The organism is Acidipropionibacterium timonense (assembly GCF_900605005.1).
Taxonomy (GTDB): Bacteria; Actinomycetota; Actinomycetes; order Propionibacteriales; family Propionibacteriaceae; genus Cutibacterium; species Cutibacterium timonense.
This window is the reverse complement of sequence record NZ_LR027558.1, coordinates 1,759,221-1,784,002: the sequence shown is the minus strand read 5'-3', so window position 1 is coordinate 1,784,002 and position 24,782 is coordinate 1,759,221. Positions and strand designations below refer to the sequence as shown.

Below are 24,782 nucleotides of genomic sequence, written 5' to 3'. Positions count from 1 at the left end.
CGAGGACCGGTGGACGTGGCCGTGCGACGGGCGGTGCTACCGTCCTGCCCGTGACTCTTGGCTGGGCCGACCTCGCGCTGAGACGATTCGCCGCCGCCACCAACCTCCTGGTCTGTGGGCGGACCTTTCTCCTGCCCGAGGTGGACTCGCCCGATCACCGACGTCTCGCCGGCCTGCTGCGCGGGATGGGGGCGCGGGTCGCCGTCGGTGCCACGGACGAGCGCGTCCAGGCGGTCTTCCTGGCCCCCGGCGAGCAGCCCCCGCGCGGTGGTGCGGTCGTCGTCACCCACGAGCTGGACGTCCTCGCCCCGGACGGACGGCGCCTCGTCGACCCGCGTGACCCGGCCTCCCGGGCGCCGGACCGGCTCGACTGGGCCCGGGAACACATGCCGGTGACCCGCGCCGCCGTCGCCGCCCTCGGCGGCCTCGTCGCCGGAGTGCGGGTCGGCCTCAGCCTCGTCCTGGAGCCCAAGACCGCGGTCCTGGCCACCGAGCTGGCCGACGCCGGGGCAAGGGTCGCGGTCTTCGCCCACCCCGCCGAGACCCGCGAGGACGTCGCCGAGGAGCTGCGTCGTCGCGGCATCACCGTCGACGCCGACCCGCGGGCCACCGACGAGGCGCCCCTCATGGGGTCCTTCCTCGGGCGCGGTCTCGAGGTACTCCTCGACGACGGGTCGCACCTCATCCGGGCGGCGCACCGCATCCCCGGCGCCCTCGACCACCTCATCGGGGCGGCCGAGGAGACGACCTCCGGTCTGCGTGCCCTGCGCGGGTTCGACCTGCGTGTTCCCGTCGTGGCCAGCAATGACGCCCGCTCCAAGACCCTCTTCGACAACGCCTACGGCACCGGTCAGTCGTGCCTGCTGACGATCCTCGACCTCCTCGACCGCACCCTCGACGGATCGCGCGTCGTCGTCATCGGCTACGGCGACGTCGGGTGGGGGACGGCGCGTCTGGCGGCCGGGCTGGGGGCCGACGTCGGCGTCGTCGAGATCGACCCGGTGCGGGCCCTGCGCGCGGCCGTGGACGGGTTCCGGGTCGGGCCGCTGGACGAGCTGTGCGCCGGCGCCGACCTCGTCATCTCGGCCACCGGGGTCGCCGGAACCGTCCCGGCGAGCACCCTTCGGGCCCTTCCCCGGGACGCCGTCGTGGCGGTGGCCGGCGGGGGCGACGAGGAGGTGTGTCTGGCCGACGCGCTGGCCGACGGGGCGCGGTGGCGTCCGGTGTCGCGGGCCGTGGACACGCTGGAGTGGACCGACGGGCACCGGGTGACGATCCTCGATCGTGGCCAGTGCATCAACTGCACTGCCGGCGAGGGCAACCCCATCGAGATCATGGACCTGTCCTTCGGCGTCCAGGTGGCGGCGCTGCGCCGGATCCTCCTCGACCGGCCGGGGCCCGGACTGTGCCCCTTGCCGAAGGCCGATGACGATGCGGTGGCCGCCGCGGGACTGGAGGCATGGTGAGCACCGTCGTCCACAGTGCGGACCTCGTCGTCCCCATCACCGCGCCGTCCGTGCTCGACGGTGCCGTCGCCGTGTCCGACGGGAGGATCCGGCACGTCGGCGACCGCGACTGGGTGCTCGGCGCCCTGCGTGCCGCGGGGGAGGACGCCGTCGAGGTGCGCTGGCCCGGGGTGCTGCTGCCCGGTCTGGTCAATGCGCACACCCACCTGCAGTACACCGGCATGGCAGAGCTCGGACAGCGCATCTACTCCGGCTTCGACGACTGGGTACGCGCCTTCAACGCGGTCTACGACGACGCCCTCCTCGACTGGGGGACGGACGCCGCGGAGGGAGCCCGGCTGAGCCTGAGCCACGGGACGACCTGCCTGGCCGACGTCGTCACCGACGCCGCGGCCGCCTCGGCCCTGCACGACGCCGGCCTGCACGGGGTGGCCTACTGGGAGGTCATGGACTGGTCGAACGAGGACTGGTCGAAGCGTGGGCCGGCGTCGGTGCTGGCCGCCGTGGACGCCATGCCGGACACACCCGGGGTGGGCATCAGCCCTCACGCCCCGTACTCCCTCGACTCGACGCCGCTGCTGGAGCTGCCCGATCTGGCCCGCCATCGTGGGATGCGGATCCACATCCACCTGGGGGAGTCCCTCATGGAGGCCGTCCTGGCCGACGCCGACTCCGCCGTCCCGCCGGTCGCGACGGCAGGACTGTGGCGCGACGCGGCCGCCACCTCGTTCACGGCCCTGCGCGCCGATGGCCGGAGGGTGTCGGCGACGGCCTTCGTCGACGAGCTCGGGGTGCTCGGACCTGACTGCCACATCGCGCACGGGGTCTTCCTCGGGGCGGAGGACCGTCGACGACTGCGGGCCCGGGGCACGGCCGTGGCGCTGTGTCCGAGGTCGAACGCCGTCATCGGGCTGCCCGAGCCACCGGTGGCCGCGTACCTGTCCGAGGGGAACCTCGTCGCCGTCGGCACCGACTCGCTGTCGAGTTCCCCGTCCTTGGACATCCTGGGGGAGTTGGCGGTGCTCGAGCGGATCGCCCGTGACCAGGGCTACCACCGCCCCGACCTGTCGGAACGGCTGCTGCGGGCCGCCACCCTGGGCGGGGCGATGGCGCTGGGACTGGCCACCGGGCGCGACCGGGTAGGGCAGCTCCAGGCCGGCGCGGTCGCCGACATGGTCGTCCTCGACGTGCCGGTGACCGACATCGACAGCACCCTCGACGAGGTCGTGCGGTCGGGGGCAGGACGCCAGCTCGCCACCCTTGTCGACGGCGTCGTCCGGTGGGTCTCGCCCCGAGCTCAGGAGATCATCGATGCAGCGCTCTGACGGACTGCCGGCCGGCGACGCCGCGGCCAGCCTCGTCGCCCGGTACGGTCTGGCACCGCACCCCGAGGGAGGGTGGTTCGTCGAGACCTGGCACGCGGGGGCCGAGGTCGTCACGGCCAACGGGCCCAGGTCGACCGCCTCGGCGATCCTCTTCCTCCTCGACGAGGACGAGGAGGCCGCCTGGCACGTCGTCGTCTCGGACGAGCTCTGGTTGTGGCACGGGCCGGGGGTCCTCGAGATCCACGACGGCGGCACCGGACAGGTGCCGACACCGGACCCGCATCCGACGATCCTCAGCGCCGACGGCGCCCTGCAGCACCTCGTGCCGGCCGGGAGGTGGCAGCGGACCTTCGCCCGCCGGGCTCCGGCCATGAGCTCGTGCATCGTCTCGCCTGCCTTCAGCTACGACGACTGGCGGCTGCACGAGGCCAGGTCGTCCTGAGCCCCGGGGTGGGCATGACGGAGACGGCCGGTCCGGGCCATCCCGCCCCGTCCGCCCATGGACACCGGCGAGCACCGGTGGCGTCGATCGGATACCTTGGGGCGTCGACCACGCCCGTGAGGAGCTCAGCCATGTCCATGACCCAGATGACCCGCCGTACCGCCCTCGGTCTGGCCGCCGCCGGTGGACTCGCCGCCCTCGTGGGCTGCTCGTCGACCTCGGACACCGCCACGACGACGACCTCCGCCGGCCAGATCCCCACGGTCACCGAGGGCAAGCTCACCGTGGCCACCGGACAGCCGGCGTACTCCCCGTGGGTCGAGGACGACAAGCCGCAGTCGGGCAAGGGGTTCGAGGCGGCCGTCGCGTACGCCGTCGCCGCCAAGCTCGGATTCGCCGCCGCCGACGTCGTCTGGGTGCGGACCTCCTTCGACGCTGCCATCGCCCCGGGCGCCAAGAACTGGGACTTCAACCTCCAGCAGTTCTCCATCACCGACGAGCGCAAGAAGGCCGTCGACATGTCCGAGCCCTACTACACGACGACCCAGGCCGTCATCGCGACCAAGGGGTCCAAGGCCGCCTCGGCGACGACCCTGGTGGGCCTCGCCGACGTCCAGTTCGGCGTCCAGGCCGGCACCACCAGCCAGACCGTCCTGGCGAACTCCGTCAAGACGTCGAAGAAGGCCCTCGTCTTCAACTCCTCCCAGGACACCGTCCAGGCGCTCAAGGGCGGCCAGGTCGACGCCATCGTCACCGATCTGCCGACCGCTATCTACATCACCGCCGCCCAGTACGACAAGGGCACGATCGTCGGCCAGTTCGCCTCGACCGCCGGCGGTGACGAGTTCGGGCTCGTCCTGCCCAAGGGGTCCAAGCTCACCTCGCACGTCGACGCGGCCATCAAGGCCCTCACCGCCGACGGCACCCTGGCCAAGCTGCAGAAGCAGTGGCTGTCCGACTCCATCAAGGCCCCGGTCCTCAAGTGAGCGACCGTGCTCAGCTCGGCGGTCCCGACGGTGGTCCCGGGGGTGACGACGACCTCGCGGTGAGCGAGATCGAACTCGAGCGACGCCGCTACCGGCGCTCCCGGGCAGGCCGCTCGGTCGTCGTCTCGATCCTCTCGACGGTCGTCTTCGCCGTCGTCATCGGCCTGGTCCTCGTCAACTCCCCGGGCTGGCGCACCACCCAGCAGACCTTCTTCTCGCCGCACTACTTCGCCGCGTCCTTCCCCGGGGTGCTGGCCGGACTGTGGCTCAACGTGAGGATCCTCTTCTTCTCGGTCATCGGGGTGGCGGTGCTCGCGGTGCTCCTGGCGGCCGCCAGGTCGTTGCGCGGTGCCGTGTTCTTCCCGGTTCGATTCCTGGCGGCCGCGTACACCGACATCTTCCGGGGGATCCCCTTCCTCATCGTCCTCTACCTCATCGGGTTCGGCATCCCGGCGCTCAACCCGACGTCCCGGATCGACGCCGCCGTCCTGGGGACGATCGCGCTCGTCCTCACCTACGCGTCCTACGTCGCCGAGGTGCTGCGGGCCGGGCTCGAGGCGGTGCACCCCTCCCAGCGGTTCGCCGCGAGATCGATGGGCCTGACCCACTACCAGACGCTGAGATACGTCGTCATCCCGCAGGCGGTGCGCAAGGTCACCCCCGCCCTCATGAACGACTTCATCTCCATGCAGAAGGACGTCGGGCTCATCTCGGTGCTCGGGGCGGTCGACGCCATCCGGGCCGCCCAGATCGCCCAGGCGACGTCGTACAACTTCACCTCCTACGTCGTCGCCGGGATCCTCTTCATCGCCCTGAGCTGGCCGTTCATCCGGCTCTCGGACTGGTACACCGCCCGGCTGCGGCGCCGCGAACAGATCGGAGGCACGGTGTGACCACACCCGTCCTGCAGGTCAAGGGGGTCGTCAAGAGGTTCGGCCCCAACGTCGTCCTGCGCCGACTCGACCTCGACGTCTCCGCTCACGAGATCGTCGTCCTGCTGGGGGCGTCGGGCTCGGGCAAGTCGACGCTCATGCGCACGGTCAACCTCCTCGAGCGCGTCGACGACGGTCAGATCTTCCTCGGCGGCACCGACATCACCGACCCGAGCATCGACGCGGACAAGGTCCGGGCACGGATCGGTGTGGTCTTCCAGAGCTACAACCTCTTCCCGCACATGACGGTGCTCGACAACGTCACCCTGGCTGCCCGCAAGGTGCACCACGTCCCGACGGACCGGGCCGAGGCGAAGGGGCGGGAACTGCTCGAGCGCATCGGCCTGGCGGCGAAGGCGTCGACGTATCCGGACCAGCTGTCGGGCGGTCAGCAGCAGCGGGTCGCCATCGTCCGTGCCCTGGCCACCGATCCCGACCTGCTCCTGCTCGACGAGGTGACCTCGGCCCTCGACCCGGTGCTCGTGGGGGAGGTGCTCGACCTCGTCAGGGACCTCAAGCAGGCGGGGGCGACGGTGCTCATGGCCACCCATGAGATCGGTTTCGCCCGCCAGGTGGCCGATCGGGTCGTCTTCCTCGACCACGGCCGCATCGTCGAGCAGGGCCCTCCGGCCCAGGTCATCGACGACCCGCAGGAGGCCGCGACGCGCGAGTTCCTGGCGCGGGTGGTCCGCTGAGACCGTGCCGCTCGGGCGTCGGGTGCGTTCGAGTCGGGGATCGAGGGTGGATTCTCGACGTGGGAGCCGGATTTCGGACGCGAATCGGTCGTCGGAGCTCGTCCCACGTCGAGAATCCACCCGAGGTCTGCCCACGCGAGTTCGGCTAGAATGCAGGATGCCCCGGGACAGGTCCCGGGGCATCCTTCGGGGTGGCTGACGGGACTTGAACCCGCGACCACCTGGACCACAACCAGGTGCTCTACCGACTGAGCTACAGCCACCATGCCGCCCGGCGCGCCGGGCAACCCGTCAAGGGTACCGACCCGACCGCCGCTGCCGCAAATCGTCCTCGGACGGCCCGCGCCATCACGGTGCCCCGCCGGCCGGATGGATCCGGATGCCGGTCTGGCGGTCCTCGATGAGGCTGCCAGGTGGGGTCCGCAGGGCGCGGGCCACCAGCGCCAGATCCCCGATGCACCCTCCCAGATGGATCGCCCCCGGCACGACCGCGGCCCCACCCATCGGCCCGTCGGCGGCCCACCACAGGGTCAGCGCGGACAGGAGGACCATCGGCGCCAGCGCGACCCAGCAGAAGCCCGGCTTCGACATCCGCGCGCCGGTGGCCGTCGTCGTCAGTCCGACGACCACGCGGTCGACCCGTGCCACCCCGAACGTCGGTCGGTGCCCCAGGGTGAGGAGCGCCAGCCCGTGGACCAGTTCGTGGACGACCATGAGCACTGCGGTTGCCACGAGGGCCACCACCACTGCCGTGAGACCGAACCTCGCCCCGGTGGCCCCCCGCGGGACGGCCCAGGCGGCGAGATACCCGACCAGACCGAGGGCGGTCAACGCGAGACCTGCCAGGTTGATCCAGGTCCACTGCGTCCTCGACGGCGTCCAGTCGACGACCCCGGGCGCGCCGGGAGGGTCGTCAGTCACGGCCGGCGCCGGTGAGAATTCCCTGGTACCTGGCCGCGACCTCCTTGCAGGTGGCGGAGTCGGGCCCGGGAAGAGGCGCCATGACGGCGTCACGCCAGTACATGAGTTCCTCGATGGACTCCTGGATGTCGGCCAGGGCCCGGTGGTTGCCCTGCTTGACCGGGGTGTGCGAGAAGGCCTTGGGGTACCAGCGTCGCGCCAGTTCCTTGATCGAGGAGACGTCGACGTTGCGGTAGTGGACGTACTGCTCGAGCTGCGGCATGTCCTTGGCCAGGAAGGTCCGATCGGTCCCGATCGTGTTGCCGGCCAGCGGGGCGGTCCTCGGCTCCTTGACCCAGGTCGTGACGTAGTCCATGACCTGTTCCTGGGCCTGCGCCATCGTCAGCCCCGAGTCGAGCTCGGTGATGAGACCGGAGTGGGTGTGCATGCCGCGGACGAAGTCGTTCATGTGCTCGAGCCACTGCGGCTCGGGCTTGATGACGACGTCGACCCCGTCGCCCTGGACGTTGAGCTGCCCATCGGTGACCAGGGCAGCCACCTCGATGAGTCCGTCGTGGGCCAGGTCGAGCCCGGTCATCTCGCAGTCGATCCACACCAGCATGTCATTCACGGCCCTCAGCCTAGTTCGCCCGCGGTCGTCGGTGGCATCGTGCCGCCGAGGACACCCGCTACCGTCGTGACGCCCGCGGCACCCACCTGGCCAGCCACCCCGTGCCGGCCAACCCCAGCCCTCCCAGGGTGAGGCTCGCGGCGGCCAGGGGTCCGACGGCGGTGACGAGGGTGACGACGACCGGGCCGAGGGCCGACCCCGAGTCGGCCAGCAGACGCCACGAGGCGAGGAACTGGGGGCGTCCGACGGCGGGGGAGGCGTCCGACCCGAGAGTCATGACGATCCCCGAGCTGGCACCGTTGCCGATGCCGATGACGAGCGCGACCAGGGCGATCGTCGTCAGGGTGTGGGTGAGTGGCAGCAGGCACAGGGCGATGGCCTGGACGAGGATCGACGGCACCGCGACCCACCAGCGACCGAACCTGTCCATGAGCCAGCCTCCGGGCAGGAAGAGGATGACGTCGGCGGCCATCGACCACGCGTAGACGAGGTCGGTCGTCGCCGGTGAGATGCCGTTGACGTGGCACCACAGGGGGAGCAGCGACTGCCGTGCCGAGCGCACCATCATGAGGGCCAGGACGCCGACGCCGGTCGTGCCGAGGACCTTCGCGTTGGCCCGGGCGACGCTCCAGGTCGAGACGGGGGCGTCGGCCAGGGCTGCCTCGACCGCAGGGTCCTCGGGCAGGTCGGGCATGACCGTCGTCACGAGCGCTGCGACGACGGTGAACGCCGACGCGAAGGTGTAGGCCCAACCCATCGAGGAATGGCTGAGGATCCAGGCCCCGATGAGTGGTCCGACGAACCATCCGACCCGGAACACGCCGCCGAGGGTCGACAGGGCCCGGGCACGCCACCGGTAGGGGATGGCGACGGTGAGGAAGTTCTGTCGGGCCAGCCCGTAGACGGCGCCGGTGAGGCCGTCGACGAGGACCGCCAGGGCCAGGATGCCGAGGTTCGGTGCGATGCCCATGGTCCCCAGGGCGAGGGCGTCGAGGACCATGGCGGCCACGAGCGCCCACTTCTCGCCGATCCGTGTGACGAGCCAGCCGGCCGGGACGTCGCCGAGGATCTGGCCGATGCCGACGAGGGAGGCGATGAGGGCTGCCACGGCCGGGCTGGCCCCGTGGTGGATCGCCGACAGGGGGATGAGCGGGATGACGGCCCCGTAGCCGATGGAACACAGCAGGGTCGGCAGGTACGCCGAGACGATGATCGGTCCCCAGCGGGTGCCAGGGGAGGTCGGGGAGGTCGAGGTGGTGTCCATCGCGCCACACGATACGTCGGCGTCGGAGGGTCGGTCGGGCCCGATCGGCATCGACCGGGCCGGTTGGTCCCGGTCGACACCGGTAGGATCGCCGGGTCGTCATCGGTGTCGGACGGTACCGATAGCATGGATGACGGGCCCGGTAGCTCAGCGGATAGAGCAGCAGCCTTCTAATCTGTCGCGCGTGGGTTCGATTCCCACCCGGGCCGCCCTTGATCCTGCCCGGACACACCCGTCCGCCTCCTGCAGGCGGCAGGATCCGGACGGGGCGCCTTGTAGGGTGGGGCCCATGCCTCGCCCCAGCACCCTGCCGGTCGCCCCGGCGACGCCGGTCCGTCACCCGTGGTGGCGTGCGGTGCTGCGCAGCCCGTGGACCTGGGTCGTCCTGGCCATGGTCCTCGTCACGGTCGCCTCCCTGTGGGACACGTACTCCCTCATGCACCGCGATGTCGAGGTCGAGCAGGACGGGCGCAAGGGCATCGTCCCCGGCATCACCATGACCTCGTTCAAGCTGGCCCTGCGGTACGCCTGGCCGACGGCTGCGGTGTGGTCGGCGGTCTTCATCCTCCTCGACCGTTTCCGCACCCGGCACATGGCCGTGTGGTTCACCTGCTTCGCCTGGGGTGGGGCGGTGGCGTCCTGGTTGAGTCTCAAGGTCAACACGTGGATGGCGGCGATGCTGTCGGTCGCCGGTGGCGTCGACCCCACCTCGGGTGCCGGGCCGGCGGTGTACTCGGCGCCCTTCGTCGAGGAGACGACGAAGGCCACGGTGCTGTTCCTCCTGGCCCTGTTCCTGGGGCGGCGTCTCACCTCGATGGTGCAGACGGTGAGCCTGGCCGGGCTCACGGCGATCGGCTTCGCCTTCGTCGAGAACATCATCTACTACGCCCGCGCCGACAACTACGCGCGGGTGACGATCCAGGCCGGCGACCCGACGGCCGCCGTTCACCAGATGTTCCTGCTGCGCGGGGTCTACACCTCCTTCGGCCACCCGCTCTTCACCTCGATGACGGCGATCGGGCTGGCCATCGGCCTGCGGGCGCGCAGCCGCACGGTACGCATCCTCGCGCCGGTGACCGGATTCCTCGGCGCGGCGACCGGCCACATGATCTTCAACGGCCTGTCCTCGACGGTTCCCATGGCGCAGTTGCGGATCATGTGGTGGGGTGCCGTGGGGATCGTCGTGTCGCTGGCGATTTTCCTCGTCACGCGGTTGTTCGCCGAGGGGCGGATGATCCGCGACCGACTCCAGGACTACGTCGTCATGGGCTGGCTGCCCGATCGCCTCCCGCTGGTCGTCTCGAAGCTGCGCGTGCGGTGGTGGATCGGTCTGCTGGCGGCCTCCTGGGGGCCGCGTCGCTGGTGGGCGACGATGACCTTCCTACGTCGCACGACCGAGCTGGCCTACCTGCGTGACGCCGTCGTCCGCGGCCTGGACGACGCCACCGAGGCGCGTGAGAAGGAGCTTCTCGACGAGATCCACGGCCTCTTCGCGGTGGCCGTCGTCGACCCGGTCGGCGCCCGGTTCCAGCGTCCGCACCTGCCGGCCTGGTGGCCCCGGCGTCAGGTCGTGCCGGCGGCTCCGGTCGCGGCGGTGCCGGCCGGGCCGGTGGCGACCTCCTGGGCGCCCCCGCGCCCCTGATGGACGCCGCGCCCCTGATCGATGCCGCGCCACGGCAGGCTCGTGCGGGCTGCGACCCCGGGTGCGCCGCACGTGGAATCCCGGTCCTGCGGCACCGGTTTCGATAGCCTGTCGCAACGACCGGGTGTGGGACGCGGGAGGAAGGACCAGCCATGGGCACCGAGGATCTCCTCGCCGAGCTGACGGGACTGCGTGATGATCTCGTCGACGTCCACATGCCGGTCACCCTGCCCGACTCCCGGACGCGTGAGGATCTCGCCGAGCGGATTCGCACTCAGCTCGACGACTACGTCCTGCCGCGTCTGGAGACCATCGACGCCCCGCTGCTCACGGTCGTCGGAGGGTCCACGGGGGCCGGCAAGTCAACCCTCGTCAACTCCCTATTGCGACGCGTCGTCTCCCGGCCGGGCGTCATCCGACCGACGACGGTGTCCCCGGTCCTCGTCCATCATCCGCAGGACGCGCACTGGTTCACCGACGACCGGATCCTTCCCGGGCTCACCCGCACCCACGTCGCGTCGTCCGACTCGGCCTCGGTGCAGCTCGTCCCCGAACCCTCCCTTCCCCGTGGCCTGGCCCTGCTCGACGCCCCCGACATCGACTCGGTGGTGCGTACCAACCGCGAGCTGGCCGCCCAGCTCCTCCAGGCCGCTGATCTGTGGCTCTTCGTCACCTCGGCGGCACGCTATGCCGACGCCGTGCCCTGGGACTTCCTGCGGGAGGCCGCCGACCGTCGCGCCGCCGTCGCCGTCGTGTGCGACCGGGTGCCACCTGCTGCCATGGCCCAGGTCCCGGCCCATCTCGGCCGCCTCATGAGCGACCGTGGTCTGGCTGACTCGCCCCTCTTCGCCGTCCCTGAGACGACGACAGACGAGTCGGGCCTGTTGCCCGACCAGGCGGTCGCCCCGGTGCGGTCGTACCTGGTCCATCTGGCCGCTGACCAGGGTCGACGCCGCGGAGTCGTGCTGCAGACCCTCGACGGGGCGGTCGGGTCGATCTGTGAGCGGGTGCCCTATGTCGCCCGGGGGATCGACGACCAGGTCGAGGCCCTGGCCAGCCTGAGGTCCGACGCCGCCGCCAGCTTCGCCGAGGCGACCCGCCAGGTGTCGGTCCAGTCGGCCGACGGCACCCTGCTGCGCGGAGAGGTGCTGGCGCGCTGGCACGAGTTCGTCGGCACCGGCGAGTTCATGCGTGCCATGGAGGCCCGCATCTCGTGGTTGCGTGACCGGATCGTCGGAGCCTTCAAGGGGTCCCCTCCGGAGGCCGAGAAGGTCACCGTCGCCGTCGAGTCGGGCCTCGAGGCGCTCATCCGTTCCGAGGCCGACGCCGCCGCCGAGCGCGCCGAGGCGGCGTGGCAGGCGACCCCGGCAGGTCGGGCCGTGCTCGAGCTCACCGGGGCCAGGCTCGGCCGGGTCGACGTCTCCTTCCCCGCTGATGTCGCCAAGGTCATCCGCGACTGGCAGGGCGACGTCATGGAGCTCGTCGCCGGGGAGGGCATGGACAAGCGTGCGAGGGCTCGGTTCATGGCGCTGGGCGTCAACGGCGTCTCGGTGGCCCTCATGGTCGTCGTCTTCGTGCACACCGGTGGGCTGTCCGGGGCGGAGGCCGGCATCGCGGGCGGGTCGGCCATCGTCGCCCAACGGCTGCTCGAGGCCATCTTCGGGGACGACGCGGTCCGATCCCTGGCCAAGCGGGCCAAGGAGTCCCTCGACGTGCGGGTGGCCGGCCTCATGGACCAGGAACTGGCGCGGTTCGAGGAGGTCCTCGCCGGGCTGCACGTCGACGAGAAGCTCGCCGACGACCTGCGTGGCCGGGCGGAGCGGATCGACCGGGCTCGCAGCGGTACGGCCCATCGGGCCGGCGGGGTGCGTGAGGAGGTCGATGAGCTCGACGGTGCGGCGCCCCGACGTGGAGCGCTGTCGCAGGGCCCCGCGGGAGGACGGAGCTCCACCGACGGGCTCAGCGTCGACGATCTGGTCGCCACCAGGGGTGAGGACCCGGGTCGGGTCGTGCGCGCGACGCTGCGTCCCGGACCGGACGAGGTCGGTGAGGTGCTCGACGCGGAGGTCGTCGAGCCCGCTGTCTCCCCGACGAGCGAACCCGACGGACGGGGGGAGCGGTGATGGCCCGCGGCCGGGCGCCGCTGCCCGAGCGGGTTCGATCCCTCGGTGAGGTCGTCGACCTCTCGGAGGGTCGGGTCGACGAGGACGTCGTCGTCGACGCGCGCGCTGTCGTGGAGCGGGCCGATGCGCGGCTGTCCTTGTCCGGCGAGCACACGGTGGTCGCCCTGGCGGGGGCGACCGGATCGGGCAAGTCGAGCCTCTTCAACGCCTTGGCCGCAGCGAGGTTGGCCGAGCCCGGGGTCACCCGCCCGACGACCTCGCGCGCCATGGCCGCGTGCTGGGGCCGGGAGGTGCCGGCCGACCTGCTCGACTGGCTCGCCGTGCCCCGACGTCACCGGCTCGACCCGAACGGACAGCTCGACGGGCTGGTCCTGCTCGACCTTCCCGACCACGACTCGACCGAGGTGGCGCACCGGCTCGAGGTCGACCGGCTCGTCGAGCTCGTCGACATGTTCGTGTGGGTCGTCGATCCGCAGAAGTACGCCGACGCCGCACTCCATGACGGCTACCTGCGGCCGCTGGCGACCCACTGTGAGGTCATGACCGTCGTCCTCAACCAGGTCGACCGACTCGATGACGCGCAGCGCCGCCAGTGCCTGGCCGACCTGCGCCGTCTGCTCGACGCCGAGGGGCTGCGCAAGGCGCGGATCATGGCCACCTCGGCGATCTCCGGGGAGGGGGTCGACGAGCTGCGGTCCGTGCTCGCCAAGGCGGTGTCGTCGAAGAAGGCCCTGACGAGTCGGTTGGGTGCGGACGTCACGGCGACCGCGGACAGACTGCGCCCGCTCGTCGGCGACCACGGTACCGATCGGGTGTCGACGCGGGCCGCTGATCGGCTCACCGCGGCGCTGTGCACGGCCGGCGGGGTCGACGTCGTCACGCAGGCTGTCGTCGGGGCGACGCGGCATCGGGGCCATTTGGCGACCGGGTGGCCGGTCGTCTCGTGGATCTCACGGCTGCGTCCCGATCCGTTGCGCCGGCTCCACCTCGATCTGCCGGCCAGGTCGCGTCGTCAGGGAGCCATCGAGCCGACCCAGGTGCAGCGCACCGGGCTTCCGGCACGGTCCGGGGTGGCCGGGGCGAAGGTCGACTCGGCGCTGCGTCAGATCGCCGACGACGCCGCGATCGGGCTGCCACGGGGGTGGGCCGACGCCGTCCGTCGGGCCTCGTTGTCGCACCGTGAGTCCCTGGCCGACGAGGTCGACGAGGCGATCTCCGGGGCCGACCTGGGCATGTCGCGGGGCACGTGGTGGTGGACGCCGTGGCGGGTGCTCCAGTGGCTGGTGCTGGCCGTCATGGTCGCCGGGCTCGGCTGGCTCGGGGTCGACGTCGTCCTTGCCTATCTCCAGCTGCCGCCGATCCCGTCGGTCCACTGGCATCGTCTGCCGCTGCCGACGATCCTGGCGGTCGGGGGAGCAGCGGTGGGTCTCGTCCTCGGGCTGGTCGGTCGGCTGCTCGTCGAGATGGCGGCCCGGGTCAAGGGTGCGAGGGCTCGGCGGATCCTCACCGACGTCGTCGACGAGGTGGCCGGTCGGGCGGTGCTCGACCCGGTCGAGGACGAGTTGGCTCGTCACCACGAGGCGGTCGAGGTGCTGCGTCGGGTCTGAGCCGATTGTCCACAGGGGCCTGGACGGCGATCTCGTCCGTTGTCCACAGATCGGGGATCGGATGCCGGATTCCGGCGAACGCCCCGATAACTGTGGGTGAGTGGAAGGAGCTCACATGGACGCCAATGTCTCATTCACCGGCAATCTCGGCACCGAGGTCGAGTTCAACGAGGGCGAGGACTGGGCCGGCGCCCGGTTCCGGGTCGCCCACACCCCGCGTCGACTCGTCAACGACACCTGGGTCGACGGACGTACCACGTGGCTGTCGGTGCGCACCTCCGGGCGGCTGGCCCGCAACTGCGCCGCGAGTCTGCGCAAAGGTGACCCGGTTGTCGTCTCCGGTCGGCTGCGCACCAAGGTCTGGGTGGACGCCGAGGAGCGTGAGCGGGAGTCCCTCGTCGTCATCGCCTCGGCAGTGGGGCACGACCTGTCGCGGGGGAGCAGCTCGTTCACCCGTTCCCCGCGGGGAGAGACCGGGGCAACGGGTTCCTCGGAGGCGGTCTCGCCCTGGGAACTCGGTGGTGGGTCCGGGACGCCGTCGAGCCCGAGCTCTCCCGAGGAGGACCCCGGTGAGCTGACGGTCGACGGGGAGCGGGTCGACCCGGTGACCGGTGAGGTGCTCGTCGACGCGTGAGCGTCGCCTGCAGGGTGCTGTCGCGTGAGCGTCGCCTGCAGGGTGCTGTGGCGTGAGCGTCGCCCGGGGGGTGCTGTCGCATGAGCGTCGCCCGAGGCGCCGTGGCGTGAGCGTCGCCCGGGGCGCCGTGCCCCGGCGAAGGGAGGACGTGGACGGGTTCGCCCTCGGGTGACCGGGGCCTGCGCCGCGCGGTGGTCCGCGACCGGTGCGGCTGGCATACTGGCCCACGGTCGCCCGGCGACCGTCCACGTCCTGCCCGGGGGCCGGTTCGCCCGCCGTGCAGTCATCATCCGGTCCACCCACAGCAGGCCGGTCCACACACAGGAGGAGAGTGCCGATGGCCGAGTTCATCTACACCATGCACAATGTGCGCAAGGCGGTGGGAGACAAGGTCATTCTCGACAACGTCACGCTGTCCTTCTTCCCCGGCGCCAAGATCGGCGTGGTCGGTCCGAACGGAGCCGGCAAGTCGACGATGCTCAAGCTCATGGCCGGGCTCGACAAGCCGAACAACGGCGACGCCAACCTGGCGAAGGGGGCGACGGTCGGCATCCTCCTGCAGGAGCCCCCGCTCACCGAGGACAAGACCGTGCGCGAGAACGTCGAGGAGGCCGTGCACGAGATCAAGGCCAAGCTCGACCGGTTCAACGAGGTCTCCCTGGCCATGGGCGACCCGGACGCCGACTTCGACGCCCTCATGGCCGAGATGGGCGAGCTGCAGACCGATCTCGACAATGCGAACGCCTGGGACATCGACACCCGACTCGAGCAGGCCATGGACGCGCTCCAGTGCCCGCCCGGGGACACCCCGGTCGACGTCCTGTCCGGTGGTGAGCGACGCCGGGTCGCCCTGTGCAAGCTCCTGCTCGAACAGCCCGACCTGCTCCTGCTCGACGAGCCCACCAACCACCTGGACGCCGAGTCGGTCAACTGGCTCGAGGGTCACCTCAAGAGCTACCCGGGTGCCGTCCTGGCCGTCACCCACGACCGGTACTTCCTGGACAACGTCGCCGAGTGGATCTGCGAGGTCGACCGCGGTCAGCTCCACCCGTACGAGGGGAACTACTCGACCTACCTGGAGACGAAGCGCCAGCGTCTGCAGATCGAGGGCAAGAAGGATGCCAAGCGCGCCAAGATCCTCGAGAAGGAGCTCGAGTGGGTGCGCTCCTCGCCCAAGGCCCGGCAGGCCAAGAACAAGGCCCGACTGGCCCGGTACGAGGAGCTGGCGGCCGAGGCCGAGCGCAACCGCAAGATCGACACCGCCGAGATCAACATCCCGCCGGGCCCGCGACTGGGCAATGTCGTCCTCGAGGCCGACCACCTCACCAAGGGGTTCGGCGACCGCGTCCTCATCAAGGACCTGTCGTTCACCCTGCCGAGGGCCGGCATCGTCGGCATCATCGGGCCGAACGGCGTCGGCAAGACGACCCTGTTCAAGACGATTGTCGGCATCGAGAAGGCCGACTCGGGCTCGCTCAAGGTCGGCGAGACGGTGAGCTTCTCCTACGTCGACCAGAACCGCGCGGGCATCGCCGCCGACAAGAACGTCTGGGAGGTCGTCTCCGACGGCCTCGACTACATCAAGGTCGCCAATTTCGAGGAGCCCTCGCGCGCCTACGTCGCCAGCTTCGGCTTCAAGGGCCCGGACCAGCAGAAGCTCGCCGGGGTCCTGTCGGGTGGTGAGCGCAACCGCCTCAACCTGGCCCTCACCCTCAAGCAGGGAGGCAACGTCCTCCTGCTCGACGAGCCCACCAACGACCTCGACGTCGAGACCCTCTCGAGCCTCGAGGACGCCCTCCTCGAGTTCCCCGGCTGTGCCGTGGCCATCAGCCACGACCGCTGGTTCCTCGACCGTGTCGCCACCCACATCCTCGCCTGGGAGGGGGAGGACGAGGACGGTGTGCCCCGCTGGTTCTGGTTCGAGGGCAACTTCGCCGACTACGAGGCCAACAAGATCGAGCGACTGGGGCCCGAGGCGGCCCGCCCGCACGCCTCGAAGCACCGCCGACTCACCCGAGACTGAGGGCCATCACCCTCGGGCCCGGAACCCGATGAGCGGCCGACCCCGGACCGTGTCCCGTGGTCGGCCGCTCATGCGTCCCGGCGGTCCCCGTCAGTCGTCCATGTGGATCTCGCCCAGCTCGTTCCATCCGTCCTGATCGGCCTCGACCGAGACGATCTTCGGTCGGGTCGCGGCGTACCGGCCCTGGGTGGCCATGGCCTCCTTGAAGTGTTCGGACTGGACATGGTCGATGCAGGCCTGCTCGTCGCGGTAGGCCTCGAGGAGGACGAAGACGTTCGGCTCCTCGACCGACTTCGACCACTCGAACCACAGGCATCCCGGCTCGGCCCGACAGGCCAGGGTGAAGTCACGGGTGAGGTCGAGGAAGGAGTCGGCGTACTCGGGCTTGACGTCCCATTTCACGGTGATTGCTCGCATGACCCCCACAGTGCCACATGCATGTCCGGTCAGCCCGGAGCTGGGCCCGATGTCCGCGCTCGGTGCCGAGGCCTTCAGCGGCTTGTCCGCTGTCCTACAGCAGGATCCCGAGGTGACCCGGGACATTCGGTCTCAGGTTCCCTTCACCCCAGTGCTCGCCACGCCATCGGAGCGTTTCACCTCAGCCCAGATGGGAGGCGAAGAGCTCGGCGAGGGTGAGTGCCCGCCGGCCGGCCAGCTCGGAGGTCTGACGCCGGCAGGAGAAGCCGTCGGCGACGACGATCGCGCCCGGCCCGGCGTCCTCGATGGCCGGCAGGAGGTCGTGCTCGGCCACCGCGACCGAGAACTCGTAGTGGCCCCGCTCGACGCCGAAGTTGCCGGCGTACCCGCAGCATCCGCCGACGGTCCGCACCTGTGCTCCGGAGGCCTCGAGCAGACGTCGGTCCGGCCCGAATCCGAGCACCGAGGCGTGATGGCAGTGCGGCTGAGCGACGACGACGTGACCGGCCAGGGACGGTGGTCGCCACCCCGCGGCCTCGAGCATCTCGGCCAGGGTGTGGACGGTGCGTGCCACGAGGGCCGTGCGGGGGTCGTCGCCGACGAGGTCGAGGGCGTCGGAACGCCACACCGTCGTGCACGAGGGCTCCAGGCCGACGACCGGCACCCCGGCCTCGGCCAGCGGGGCCAGGACGTCGAGGGCGGCGCGCAACCGTGCCCTCGCCCCGTCGAGCTGGCCGGTGGTGATCCACGTCAGGCCGCAGCAGGCGTCGTCGGTGAGCACCTCGGGCCGGTAGCCGGCGTCGGCCAGGACGGCGACGACGGCGCCGAGGTCGCAGCCCTCGAGCATGTCGGAGAAGGAGTCGACCCAGATGACGACCCGTCCGTGCCGGGCGCCCGCGGCACCCCGCCCGGCACGCGCCGCCTCGGCGCTCGTCGTGGAGTGGGCGTCGTCGAGGGACCGCCGCGCCGCCGACCGGAACCGCGGCAGCCCACGGCGCTGGTCGACCCCGGCCACCCACCGGGCCGCGTGGGTGATGCCCGGAACCGACAGGATCGCGTTGGCCAGCCGTGGCAGACCAGGCACGGCGTCGAGCAGGCGCTCCCAGCGGGGCAGCTGGCCCATCGTCCAGTGCGACCGTGGGCGGAGGCGGCCGCGGTACCGCTGGTCGAGGACCGTCGAGCGATAGGTCGCCATGTCGATGCCGGTCGGGCAGTCACGGGAACACCCCTTGCAGGCCATGCACAGGTCGAGGGCGCGGGCGACCTCGGGGGAGTCCCATCCGTGCACCAGGGTGCCGTTGACCATCTCCTGGAGCACCTTCGCCCGGCCCCGGGTCGAGTCCTTCTCGTCGTGGGAGGCCTGGTAGGAGGGGCACATGACACCGCCGGACGAGGAGTTCTCGGCGACGCACTTGCCCACCCCGGTGCACTGGTGGACGGCCGCCGCGAACTCGGGGTGGGACACCGTCAGCGGGCTGTGCCGTGCCGCATGGACGCGGATGTCGGCCTCGACCGGCCGGGGATCGACGAGCACCCCCGGGTTGAGGAGGTTGTCCGGGTCGAGGATGCCCTTGACCTGCCCGAGGAGCGCCAGCGCCTCGGGGGAGTACATGGCCGGCAGGAGGGCCGACCGGGCTCGCCCGTCGCCGTGCTCCCCGGACATCGACCCACCGTGCCGGGCCACCAGCCGGGCGGCATCCTCGACGAAGGCCCGGTACCGCGCCGGCCCGTCCTCGTCGGCCAGCGGGTAGTCGATGCGACAGTGGACGCAGCCCTCCCCGAAGTGACCGTACGGCAGGCCGTGCAGGTCGTGCTCGGCGAGCAGGGCCTCGAAGTCGCGCAGATAGGCGCCGAGCCCGGCGGCAGGGACCGCGGCGTCCTCCCAGCCGGCCCAGGCCGGCTCGTCGAGACTCACCCCGGCCAGGCCGGCCCCGTCGGCGCGGATGCGCCACAGTGCTGCCGCCTCGGCGGGATCGGTGACGACGCGACCCTCCAGGGCCCCGGCGGCGGCGACCATGGTCCTGCCCCGGGACGCCACCTCGGCGGCGTCGTCCCCGCGCAGCTCGACGAACATCCACCCCCCACCGCGGGGCAGGTCGGGCACCGGGCGTCCGGCCCGGGAGACGACGTCGACGATGCGCCGTCCGAAGCCCTCGCAGGCCACCGGGTGGTAGGGCAGCAGGGCGGTGACGGCGTCGGCGGCCTCGGCCATGGTCGGGTAGCCCAGGGCGACCGTCACCCCGTGCGGCGGGTCGGCGACCAGGCGCACCCGCGCCCGCGTCACCAGGCCGAGGGTGCCCTCGGTGCCGGCGATGAAGGAGGCCAAGTCGAAGCCCCGCTCGGGCAGCAGGTGTTCCATCGAGTAGCCCGAGACCTGACGGGAGAACGTGCCGAACTCGGTGCGGATGACTCCCAGATGGCCCGCCACGAGCTCGCGAAGTCGCTCCGGACGTGGGTCGGCTGGGGACGTCACACCCTTGCCGAGGTGCAGGGTCGACCCGTCGGCGGTGAGGAGGTCGAGCTCGACGAGGTTGTCGCCGGTGCGACCGTATCCTAGGGCTCGCGGGCCGCAGGCGTTGTTGCCGATCATCCCGCCGATGGTGCAGCGGGTCGACGTCGACGGGTCGGGTCCGAAGCGCAGTCCATGGGGCCTGGCCGCCTGTTGCAGGGACTCCTGGACGACGCCGGGATCGACGATGGCGGTCCCGGAATCGGCGTCCACCTCGAGACCGGTGAGGTGACGTGCCAGGTCGATGACGAGCCCCTCGCCGACCGCATTGCCGGCGCAACTCGTCCCCGCACCCCGCCCGGTGATCGGCAGCCCGACCTGGCCGGCCGCCGTGACGAGACCCTGGAGTTCCTCGACCGACCGGGGATGGGCCACCGCCAGCGGCACGACGCGGTAGATCGACGCGTCGGAGGAGTACAGCGCGCGAGCCAGGGTCGAGTCGTCGAGGCACGTCAGGGCACCGGGGTCGAGGTGACGCAGCTGGGCCCGGAAGTCGTCGAGAAGGATGCTCGTGGCTGCCATGGAGGCAGTGTCGCACGGGCCGCCGGGTGACCGTCGCAGGGTCCGGATGGAGAGGCCGTCAGCGGAGGGTCGGTCTCACAGCTCGACCTCCGTGACCGCCTGCATGACCCTGCCGAGGGCGGCGAGGTCAGTCGGGTCGGCGACGTCGACGAGGACACGTCGCACGGCGCGGACATGGGACGGTGCCGCCCGGTCGATGAGGTCGATGCCGTCGTCGGTGAGGTTGGCGACGACTCCGCGACGGTCGTGCGGATCGGCGGTGCGCAGCACGAGCCCGGCCTTCTCCATCCGGCTGATGGTGTGGGTCAGACGGGAGCGGGACTGGCGCGAGTGATGGGCCAGCACGCTCATCCTCATGCGGCGCCCGGGAGCCTCGGACAGGCACACGAGCACCTCGTACTCGGCCAGGTCCAGGCCGTCGAGATGGAGTTGCTCGTCGAGGTAGGTCTGGATGCGATGGCTCGCCTGAACCCAGAGCCGCCAGACACGCTGCTGTTCGTCACTCAACCAGGGAACAGGATCGTTCCGGGAACTCGACGGAGCCGACGTCATGGCGGTTCGACTCGCCTCGGCATCCGATCCCATGGCATCCACAGTAATACGACAGCCCGGACGGACCCCAATGCGCCTGCCGCACAGAGGTCGACGTCGGCACCCCGGCGTCGTCCGACCGGTCCGTCCGGTCCTTATGGGGATCGGTGGACGCTCGACGCGGCCCGTTGTCGGGTTCGACCAGTCGGCGTTGCCCTAGAGTGCAGCCCAAGATTGCCTAGCGAGAGGCGGTGCGCCCCCATGGGCCTCCAGCAGAACCTCCTCGACAGGGCCGCCCCCAACTTCGGGGCTCTGCTCGACCGGCAGGCGGACGCACACCCCGACCGGGTCGCCTTCCTCACCCCGGTCGGCCCTGACGACGACGCCAACACCTGGGTCCCGATGACCTTCGCCCAGTTCCGTCGTCAGGCCCACGACGTCGCTGCCGGGCTCATCGACCTCGGCCTGCAGCGTCAGGAGCGGGTGGCGATCATGTCGGGAACCCGCACCGAGTGGATCCTCGCCGACATGGGCATCTCCTGCGCCGGGGGAGCGACGACGACCGTCTACCCCAACTCCGGGCCGCAGGAGGCCGGGTACATCCTCTCGGACTCCCAGTCGACCGTCCTCTTCGTCGACTCGACCTCCCAGGTGCGCAAGATCCAGGGCCGCCCCGAGGTCGACGCCACCGTGCGCCACATCGTCTCCTTCGTCGACGACGCCGCCGAGCAGGGGGTCACCGACGACCGGCTGCTCACCCTGGCCGATCTCATCGCCCGGGGGCGACGCCGTCTGGCGGTCGAGCCCGATCTCGTCCGAAGGACCATCGACGCCGTCCGGCCCGAGGACCTGGCGACGATCATCTACACCTCCGGCACCACCGGCACCCCCAAGGGGGTCGAGATCGAGCACCGCTCGTGGACCTACATGGGTGTCGCCTGGGAACACATGGACTTCATCCATGCCGGGAACGTCCACCTGCTGTGGCTCCCGCTGTCGCACGCCTTCGGCAAGTGCCTGCTGGCCATCTGTTTCCAGATCGGGATCACCCAGGCCGTCGAGCACCGCATCCCGCGGCTCTCGCGCAGCCTCCAGGAGGTGCACCCGACCGTCATGTGCGGCGTCCCACGGATCTTCGAGAAGATCCGTGCCGGCGTCCTCACCCAGGCCCCGGCCGGCCGCCTGCGTTCGCGGATCTCGCACTGGGCCTTCGCCGTCGGCCGCGACAGCCGTCCCTACCGGCTCGGGGGCGACCGGATGCCGCTGGGCCTGCGGATGCGCTACACCGTGGCCGACCGCCTCGTCTTCAGCAAGCTGCGCAGTGCCCTGGGTGGCGTGCGGTTCATGATCTCCGGCGGGGCCAAGCTGTCGCCGCAGGTCCAGGAGTGGTTCTACTCGGCCGGGGTGCCGATCGTCGAGGGCTACGGGGCCACGGAGCTGTGCGCCGTCGCCTTCTTCTCGACGCCGACGACGATCCGGTTCGGGACCGTCGGACCGGTCTGCCCGGGCAACGAGACGATGATCGCCGCGGACGGGGAGCTCCTCGTCAAGGGGCCGATCGTGGCCAGGGGCTACCACGGCCAGCCCGAGCTCACCGCCGAGGCCTTCACCGACGGATGGTTCCACACCGGCGACATCGGCGAGTTCGACGCCGACGGTTGCCTCCACATCACCGACCGCAAGAAGGACCTCATCAAGACCTCCGGCGGCAAGTACGTCGCCCCGCAGAAGGTCGAGGCCACCCTCATGGCCAACTGCCCCTACCTGGCCCAGGCGGTCGTCCTGGGGGAGGGGCACAAGTACGTCGTCGCACTGCTGGCCCTCGAGGAACAGGCCGTGCTCACCTGGGGACGCCGTCATGGTCGTCCTCACGCCAGCTACGCCGAGCTCATCGAGGACCCGGCCCTCGGGGAGCGGATCCAGCGTGACGTCGACAAGGCCAATGCCCGGCTCGAGCGGTGGGAGACCGTCAAGCGGTTCGCCGTGCTCGACCATGACCTGTCCCAGGACCAGGACTCGGTGACGACGAGCCTCAAGGTCCGTCGTTCGGTGGTCGCCCAGCGGTACTCCGACCTCGTCGAGTCGCTCTACGAGCCCGCCGAGACCGCCGGCTGAGGGGGTCTCGTGGCGGCGCGCGGGGCCGCCGTGGGACGATGAGCCAGGGTCCGCGAGCTGTCGGCGTCCTGTCGGCGCCCCGCCCGACCGTCGTGGACACGCCACGGCCGGCCCCACGTCGGAGAGGATTTCCCATGACGAGCGACACCCTCGAGGTCCGAGAACGCCTCCTCGCCTCCATGGCCAGGAACGTCGGCGACATGCTGCGTCGTCGGGTCGACCTGACCCCGGAGGGGCTCGCCTATCTGTACCCGCAGCGTCTGGCCAGTGGCCCGGAGAACTGGACCCGGCTCACCTGGGCACAGGCCCAGGACCGTGCCCACGACCTCGCCGCCGGACTGCTCGACCTCGGCGTCGGCGCCGAGGAGCGGGTGGCGATCTGCGCGGACACGTGCATCGAGTGGATCCTCATGGATTTCGGCATCCAGTGCGCCGGGGCGGCGACGACGACCGTATACGCCAACACCCAGCCCGAGGACGTCGAGTACATCCTCACGCGTTCCCAGTCCGTGGTCTACGTCGCCCAGAACAGCGCCCAGGCGGTGAAGATCCTCGGGCGTCCGACCCTCGACGAGCAGATCCGGCGCATCATCCTCGTCGACGACGACCGGCTGCCCCAGGGCTCCCCCGACTCGCCGCGGCGCCTGGTGGCCGACGACGACCGGGTCCTGGCCTTCTCGGAGCTCGAGGAGCGCGGACAGGCACGACGGCGTCGCGACCCCGGATGTGTCCAGCGGGCCATCGACGCCACCGGCCCGGAGACCTTGTCGACCCTCATCTTCACCTCCGGCACCACCGGCGACCCCAAGGGTGTCGAGCTGCCGCACCGGGTCTGGACGTACATGGGGGTGGCCATGGAGTCCTGGGACCCGCTGGAACCCGGTGACCTGCAGTACCTGTGGCTACCGCTGGCCCATGTCTTCGGCAAGTGTCTGCTGGCCGTGGGCCTCACCATCGGGTACTCCATCGCCGTCGACGGGCGGGTCGACCGCATCCTCACCGGGATGCAGGAGGTGCGTCCCACCTTCATGTGCGGGGTGCCGCGGATCTTCGAGAAGGTTCGTTCCAGCGTCCGCAACACCAAGGGCCTCAAGGGCGGGCTGTCGCGTTGGGCCTTCGACGTCGGCCGCCGCGCAGCCCTGCTCGAACTCGACGGCGCCAGGGTGCCGGTCGCCCTGGCCGCCCAGCGGGCCCTCGCCGACAGGCTCGTCCTGTCGAGACTCCGGGCGGCCATGGGGGGACGGGTGCGCATGATGATCAGCGGCTCGGCCAAACTCTCGCCCATGGTCCAGGAATGGTTCCTCGGTGCCGGTGTCCCGGTCGTCGAGGGCTACGGGTCGACCGAGACGACCGCGATCGCCTTCTTCAACGTCCCCAAGACACCGCGTTTCGGCACCGTCGGCAAGGCCTGCCCGGGCATGGAGACGATGATCGCCGACGACGGGGAGCTGCTGCTGCGCGGTCCGACGGTGGCTCGCTGCTACCACGACGACCCGGAGCGCACCGCGCGGACGTGGACGCAGGACGGGTGGTACCACACCGGCGACGTCGGGTCCTTCGACGAGGAGGGCAACCTCACCATCACCGAACGCAAGCGTGATCTCATCAAGACCTCGAACGGCAAGTACATCGCCCCGCAGAAGGTCGAGGCGGCCCTCACCGCGAACGGACCGATGATCTCCCACGCCGTCGTCGCCGGGGAAGGGCACAAGTACGCGGTCGCCCTCATCACCCTGGACTCGTCCGCCCTGGCCGTCTGGGCGGGCAACCACGGCCACGCCGACCTGTCCCACGCACAGCTCACCGAACTGCCCGAGGTGCGCGAGATGGTGCAACGGTGGGTCGACCGGGCCAATGCGCACCTGGGACGCTGGGAGACCATCAAGAGGTTCGCCATCCTCGACCATGACTTCGACGGTTCCCAGGGCATGGTCACCGAGAACCTCAAGGTCCGTCGCGATGCCGTCATCCGGCAGTACAAGGACGTCATCGAGTCGCTCTACGACGTCGAGGACTGA

The 24,782-nt window shown here is 70.9% G+C and carries 18 protein-coding genes, 2 tRNA genes and 2 pseudogenes; 14 read left to right on the top strand and 8 right to left on the bottom strand.

The features are described from left to right. Positions 1-50: 50 nt before the first annotated feature. The 6 genes from E0E30_RS08480 to E0E30_RS08455 all read left to right on the top strand — a co-directional run bounded on the left by E0E30_RS08480 (position 51) and on the right by E0E30_RS08455 (position 5,846). Positions 51-1,466 (top strand): adenosylhomocysteinase, encoded by a 1,416-nt coding sequence (locus tag E0E30_RS08480; protein ID WP_130865895.1) that lies wholly within the window; start codon positions 51-53, stop codon positions 1,464-1,466. Then, complete coding sequence (locus tag E0E30_RS08475) at positions 1,460-2,791, top strand: amidohydrolase family protein (RefSeq protein ID WP_130865894.1); 1,332 nt, start codon at positions 1,460-1,462, stop codon at positions 2,789-2,791. The genes E0E30_RS08480 and E0E30_RS08475 overlap by 7 nt, the downstream gene beginning before the upstream one ends. After that, positions 2,778-3,233 carry a cupin domain-containing protein gene (locus tag E0E30_RS08470; RefSeq protein ID WP_130865893.1) on the top strand — a complete coding sequence of 152 codons (456 nt, stop codon included), beginning with the start codon at positions 2,778-2,780 and terminating at the stop codon, positions 3,231-3,233. Before E0E30_RS08475 ends, E0E30_RS08470 begins: the two co-directional genes overlap by 14 nt. A gap of 131 nt (positions 3,234-3,364) precedes the next feature. Continuing rightward, positions 3,365-4,219 (top strand): ABC transporter substrate-binding protein, encoded by an 855-nt coding sequence (locus E0E30_RS08465; RefSeq protein ID WP_210115804.1) that lies wholly within the window; start codon positions 3,365-3,367, stop codon positions 4,217-4,219. After that, complete coding sequence (locus tag E0E30_RS08460; protein WP_130865892.1) at positions 4,216-5,112, top strand: amino acid ABC transporter permease; 897 nt, start codon at positions 4,216-4,218, stop codon at positions 5,110-5,112. Before E0E30_RS08465 ends, E0E30_RS08460 begins: the two co-directional genes overlap by 4 nt. After that, complete coding sequence (locus tag E0E30_RS08455; RefSeq protein WP_130865891.1) at positions 5,109-5,846, top strand: amino acid ABC transporter ATP-binding protein; 738 nt, start codon at positions 5,109-5,111, stop codon at positions 5,844-5,846. Before E0E30_RS08460 ends, E0E30_RS08455 begins: the two co-directional genes overlap by 4 nt. 190 nt (positions 5,847-6,036) lie before the next feature. Here E0E30_RS08455 and E0E30_RS08450 read toward each other — a convergent pair. From E0E30_RS08450 to E0E30_RS08435, 4 genes are all read right to left on the bottom strand, one after another. After that, positions 6,037-6,109, bottom strand: a tRNA-His gene (locus tag E0E30_RS08450). 85 nt (positions 6,110-6,194) lie between these two features. Next, the gene (locus tag E0E30_RS08445) at positions 6,195-6,767 is read right to left on the bottom strand and encodes a DUF3267 domain-containing protein (protein WP_130865890.1); all 573 of its coding nucleotides are present in this window, start codon (positions 6,765-6,767) and stop codon (positions 6,195-6,197) included. Continuing rightward, positions 6,760-7,368, bottom strand: coding sequence for an oligoribonuclease (gene orn / locus E0E30_RS08440; protein ID WP_130866814.1), 609 nt, complete (start codon positions 7,366-7,368; stop codon positions 6,760-6,762). Before orn ends, E0E30_RS08445 begins: the two co-directional genes overlap by 8 nt. A 67-nt stretch (positions 7,369-7,435) precedes the next feature. Beyond that, positions 7,436-8,641 carry an MFS transporter gene (locus tag E0E30_RS08435; protein ID WP_130865889.1) on the bottom strand — a complete coding sequence of 402 codons (1,206 nt, stop codon included), beginning with the start codon at positions 8,639-8,641 and terminating at the stop codon, positions 7,436-7,438. Between the two features lie 136 nt (positions 8,642-8,777). Here E0E30_RS08435 and E0E30_RS08430 point away from each other — a divergent pair. The 6 genes from E0E30_RS08430 (at position 8,778) to ettA (ending at position 16,670) form a co-directional block, all read left to right on the top strand. Next, positions 8,778-8,850, top strand: a tRNA-Arg gene (locus tag E0E30_RS08430). Positions 8,851-8,930: 80 nt separating this feature from the next. Continuing rightward, positions 8,931-10,283 carry a PrsW family intramembrane metalloprotease gene (locus tag E0E30_RS08425; protein ID WP_280953269.1) on the top strand — a complete coding sequence of 451 codons (1,353 nt, stop codon included), beginning with the start codon at positions 8,931-8,933 and terminating at the stop codon, positions 10,281-10,283. 152 nt (positions 10,284-10,435) lie between these two features. Continuing rightward, positions 10,436-12,406, top strand: coding sequence for a dynamin family protein (locus tag E0E30_RS08420; protein WP_130865888.1), 1,971 nt, complete (start codon positions 10,436-10,438; stop codon positions 12,404-12,406). Next, on the top strand, positions 12,406-14,013 hold the full coding sequence (locus E0E30_RS08415; RefSeq protein ID WP_130865887.1) for a YfjP family GTPase: 1,608 nt from the start codon (positions 12,406-12,408) through the stop codon (positions 14,011-14,013). Before E0E30_RS08420 ends, E0E30_RS08415 begins: the two co-directional genes overlap by 1 nt. A gap of 115 nt (positions 14,014-14,128) precedes the next feature. Then, positions 14,129-14,647 (top strand): single-stranded DNA-binding protein, encoded by a 519-nt coding sequence (locus tag E0E30_RS13810; protein ID WP_130865886.1) that lies wholly within the window; start codon positions 14,129-14,131, stop codon positions 14,645-14,647. 337 nt (positions 14,648-14,984) lie between these two features. Next, positions 14,985-16,670 (top strand): energy-dependent translational throttle protein EttA, encoded by a 1,686-nt coding sequence (gene ettA / locus E0E30_RS08405; RefSeq protein ID WP_130865885.1) that lies wholly within the window; start codon positions 14,985-14,987, stop codon positions 16,668-16,670. A 90-nt stretch (positions 16,671-16,760) separates the two neighbouring features. Here ettA and E0E30_RS08400 read toward each other — a convergent pair whose 3' ends face one another. The 4 genes and pseudogenes from E0E30_RS08400 to E0E30_RS08390 all read right to left on the bottom strand — a co-directional run bounded on the left by E0E30_RS08400 (position 16,761) and on the right by E0E30_RS08390 (position 20,703). Beyond that, complete coding sequence (locus E0E30_RS08400) at positions 16,761-17,087, bottom strand: putative quinol monooxygenase (protein ID WP_130865884.1); 327 nt, start codon at positions 17,085-17,087, stop codon at positions 16,761-16,763. Between the two features lie 181 nt (positions 17,088-17,268). Continuing rightward, positions 17,269-19,503 (bottom strand): annotated as a pseudogene (locus tag E0E30_RS08395) (FAD-binding and (Fe-S)-binding domain-containing protein); the annotation flags it as partial. A gap of 123 nt (positions 19,504-19,626) precedes the next feature. After that, positions 19,627-20,118, bottom strand: a pseudogene (locus tag E0E30_RS13915) (FAD-binding oxidoreductase); the annotation flags it as partial. A gap of 75 nt (positions 20,119-20,193) precedes the next feature. After that, on the bottom strand, positions 20,194-20,703 hold the full coding sequence (locus E0E30_RS08390; protein WP_130865882.1) for a MarR family winged helix-turn-helix transcriptional regulator: 510 nt from the start codon (positions 20,701-20,703) through the stop codon (positions 20,194-20,196). A 207-nt stretch (positions 20,704-20,910) separates the two neighbouring features. On the opposite strand from E0E30_RS08390, the gene E0E30_RS08385 reads away from it, so the two are divergent. Continuing rightward, positions 20,911-22,764: an AMP-dependent synthetase/ligase gene (locus E0E30_RS08385; RefSeq protein WP_130865881.1), complete on the top strand. Its 1,854-nt coding sequence runs from the start codon at positions 20,911-20,913 to the stop codon at positions 22,762-22,764. Positions 22,765-22,898: 134 nt separating this feature from the next. Continuing rightward, positions 22,899-24,782 (top strand): AMP-dependent synthetase/ligase, encoded by a 1,884-nt coding sequence (locus tag E0E30_RS08380; protein WP_130865880.1) that lies wholly within the window; start codon positions 22,899-22,901, stop codon positions 24,780-24,782.

Excerpts from the sequence above, each read along its gene's own strand:
- E0E30_RS08475 (WP_130865894.1), top strand. The coding sequence starts at position 1,460 with ATGGTGAGCACCGTCGTCCACAGTGCGGACCTCGTCGTCCCCATCACC.
- E0E30_RS08470 (WP_130865893.1), top strand. The coding sequence starts at position 2,778 with ATGCAGCGCTCTGACGGACTGCCGGCCGGCGACGCCGCGGCCAGCCTC.
- E0E30_RS08465 (WP_210115804.1), top strand. The coding sequence starts at position 3,365 with ATGTCCATGACCCAGATGACCCGCCGTACCGCCCTCGGTCTGGCCGCC.
- orn (WP_130866814.1), bottom strand. The coding sequence starts at position 7,368 with ATGCTGGTGTGGATCGACTGCGAGATGACCGGGCTCGACCTGGCCCAC.
- E0E30_RS08435 (WP_130865889.1), bottom strand. The coding sequence starts at position 8,641 with ATGGACACCACCTCGACCTCCCCGACCTCCCCTGGCACCCGCTGGGGA.
- E0E30_RS08425 (WP_280953269.1), top strand. The coding sequence starts at position 8,931 with ATGCCTCGCCCCAGCACCCTGCCGGTCGCCCCGGCGACGCCGGTCCGT.
- E0E30_RS08420 (WP_130865888.1), top strand. The coding sequence starts at position 10,436 with ATGGGCACCGAGGATCTCCTCGCCGAGCTGACGGGACTGCGTGATGAT.
- E0E30_RS08415 (WP_130865887.1), top strand. The coding sequence starts at position 12,406 with ATGGCCCGCGGCCGGGCGCCGCTGCCCGAGCGGGTTCGATCCCTCGGT.
- E0E30_RS13810 (WP_130865886.1), top strand. The coding sequence starts at position 14,129 with ATGGACGCCAATGTCTCATTCACCGGCAATCTCGGCACCGAGGTCGAG.
- ettA (WP_130865885.1), top strand. The coding sequence starts at position 14,985 with ATGGCCGAGTTCATCTACACCATGCACAATGTGCGCAAGGCGGTGGGA.
- E0E30_RS08400 (WP_130865884.1), bottom strand. The coding sequence starts at position 17,087 with ATGCGAGCAATCACCGTGAAATGGGACGTCAAGCCCGAGTACGCCGAC.
- E0E30_RS08390 (WP_130865882.1), bottom strand. The coding sequence starts at position 20,703 with ATGGGATCGGATGCCGAGGCGAGTCGAACCGCCATGACGTCGGCTCCG.
- E0E30_RS08385 (WP_130865881.1), top strand. The coding sequence starts at position 20,911 with ATGGGCCTCCAGCAGAACCTCCTCGACAGGGCCGCCCCCAACTTCGGG.
- E0E30_RS08380 (WP_130865880.1), top strand. The coding sequence starts at position 22,899 with ATGACGAGCGACACCCTCGAGGTCCGAGAACGCCTCCTCGCCTCCATG.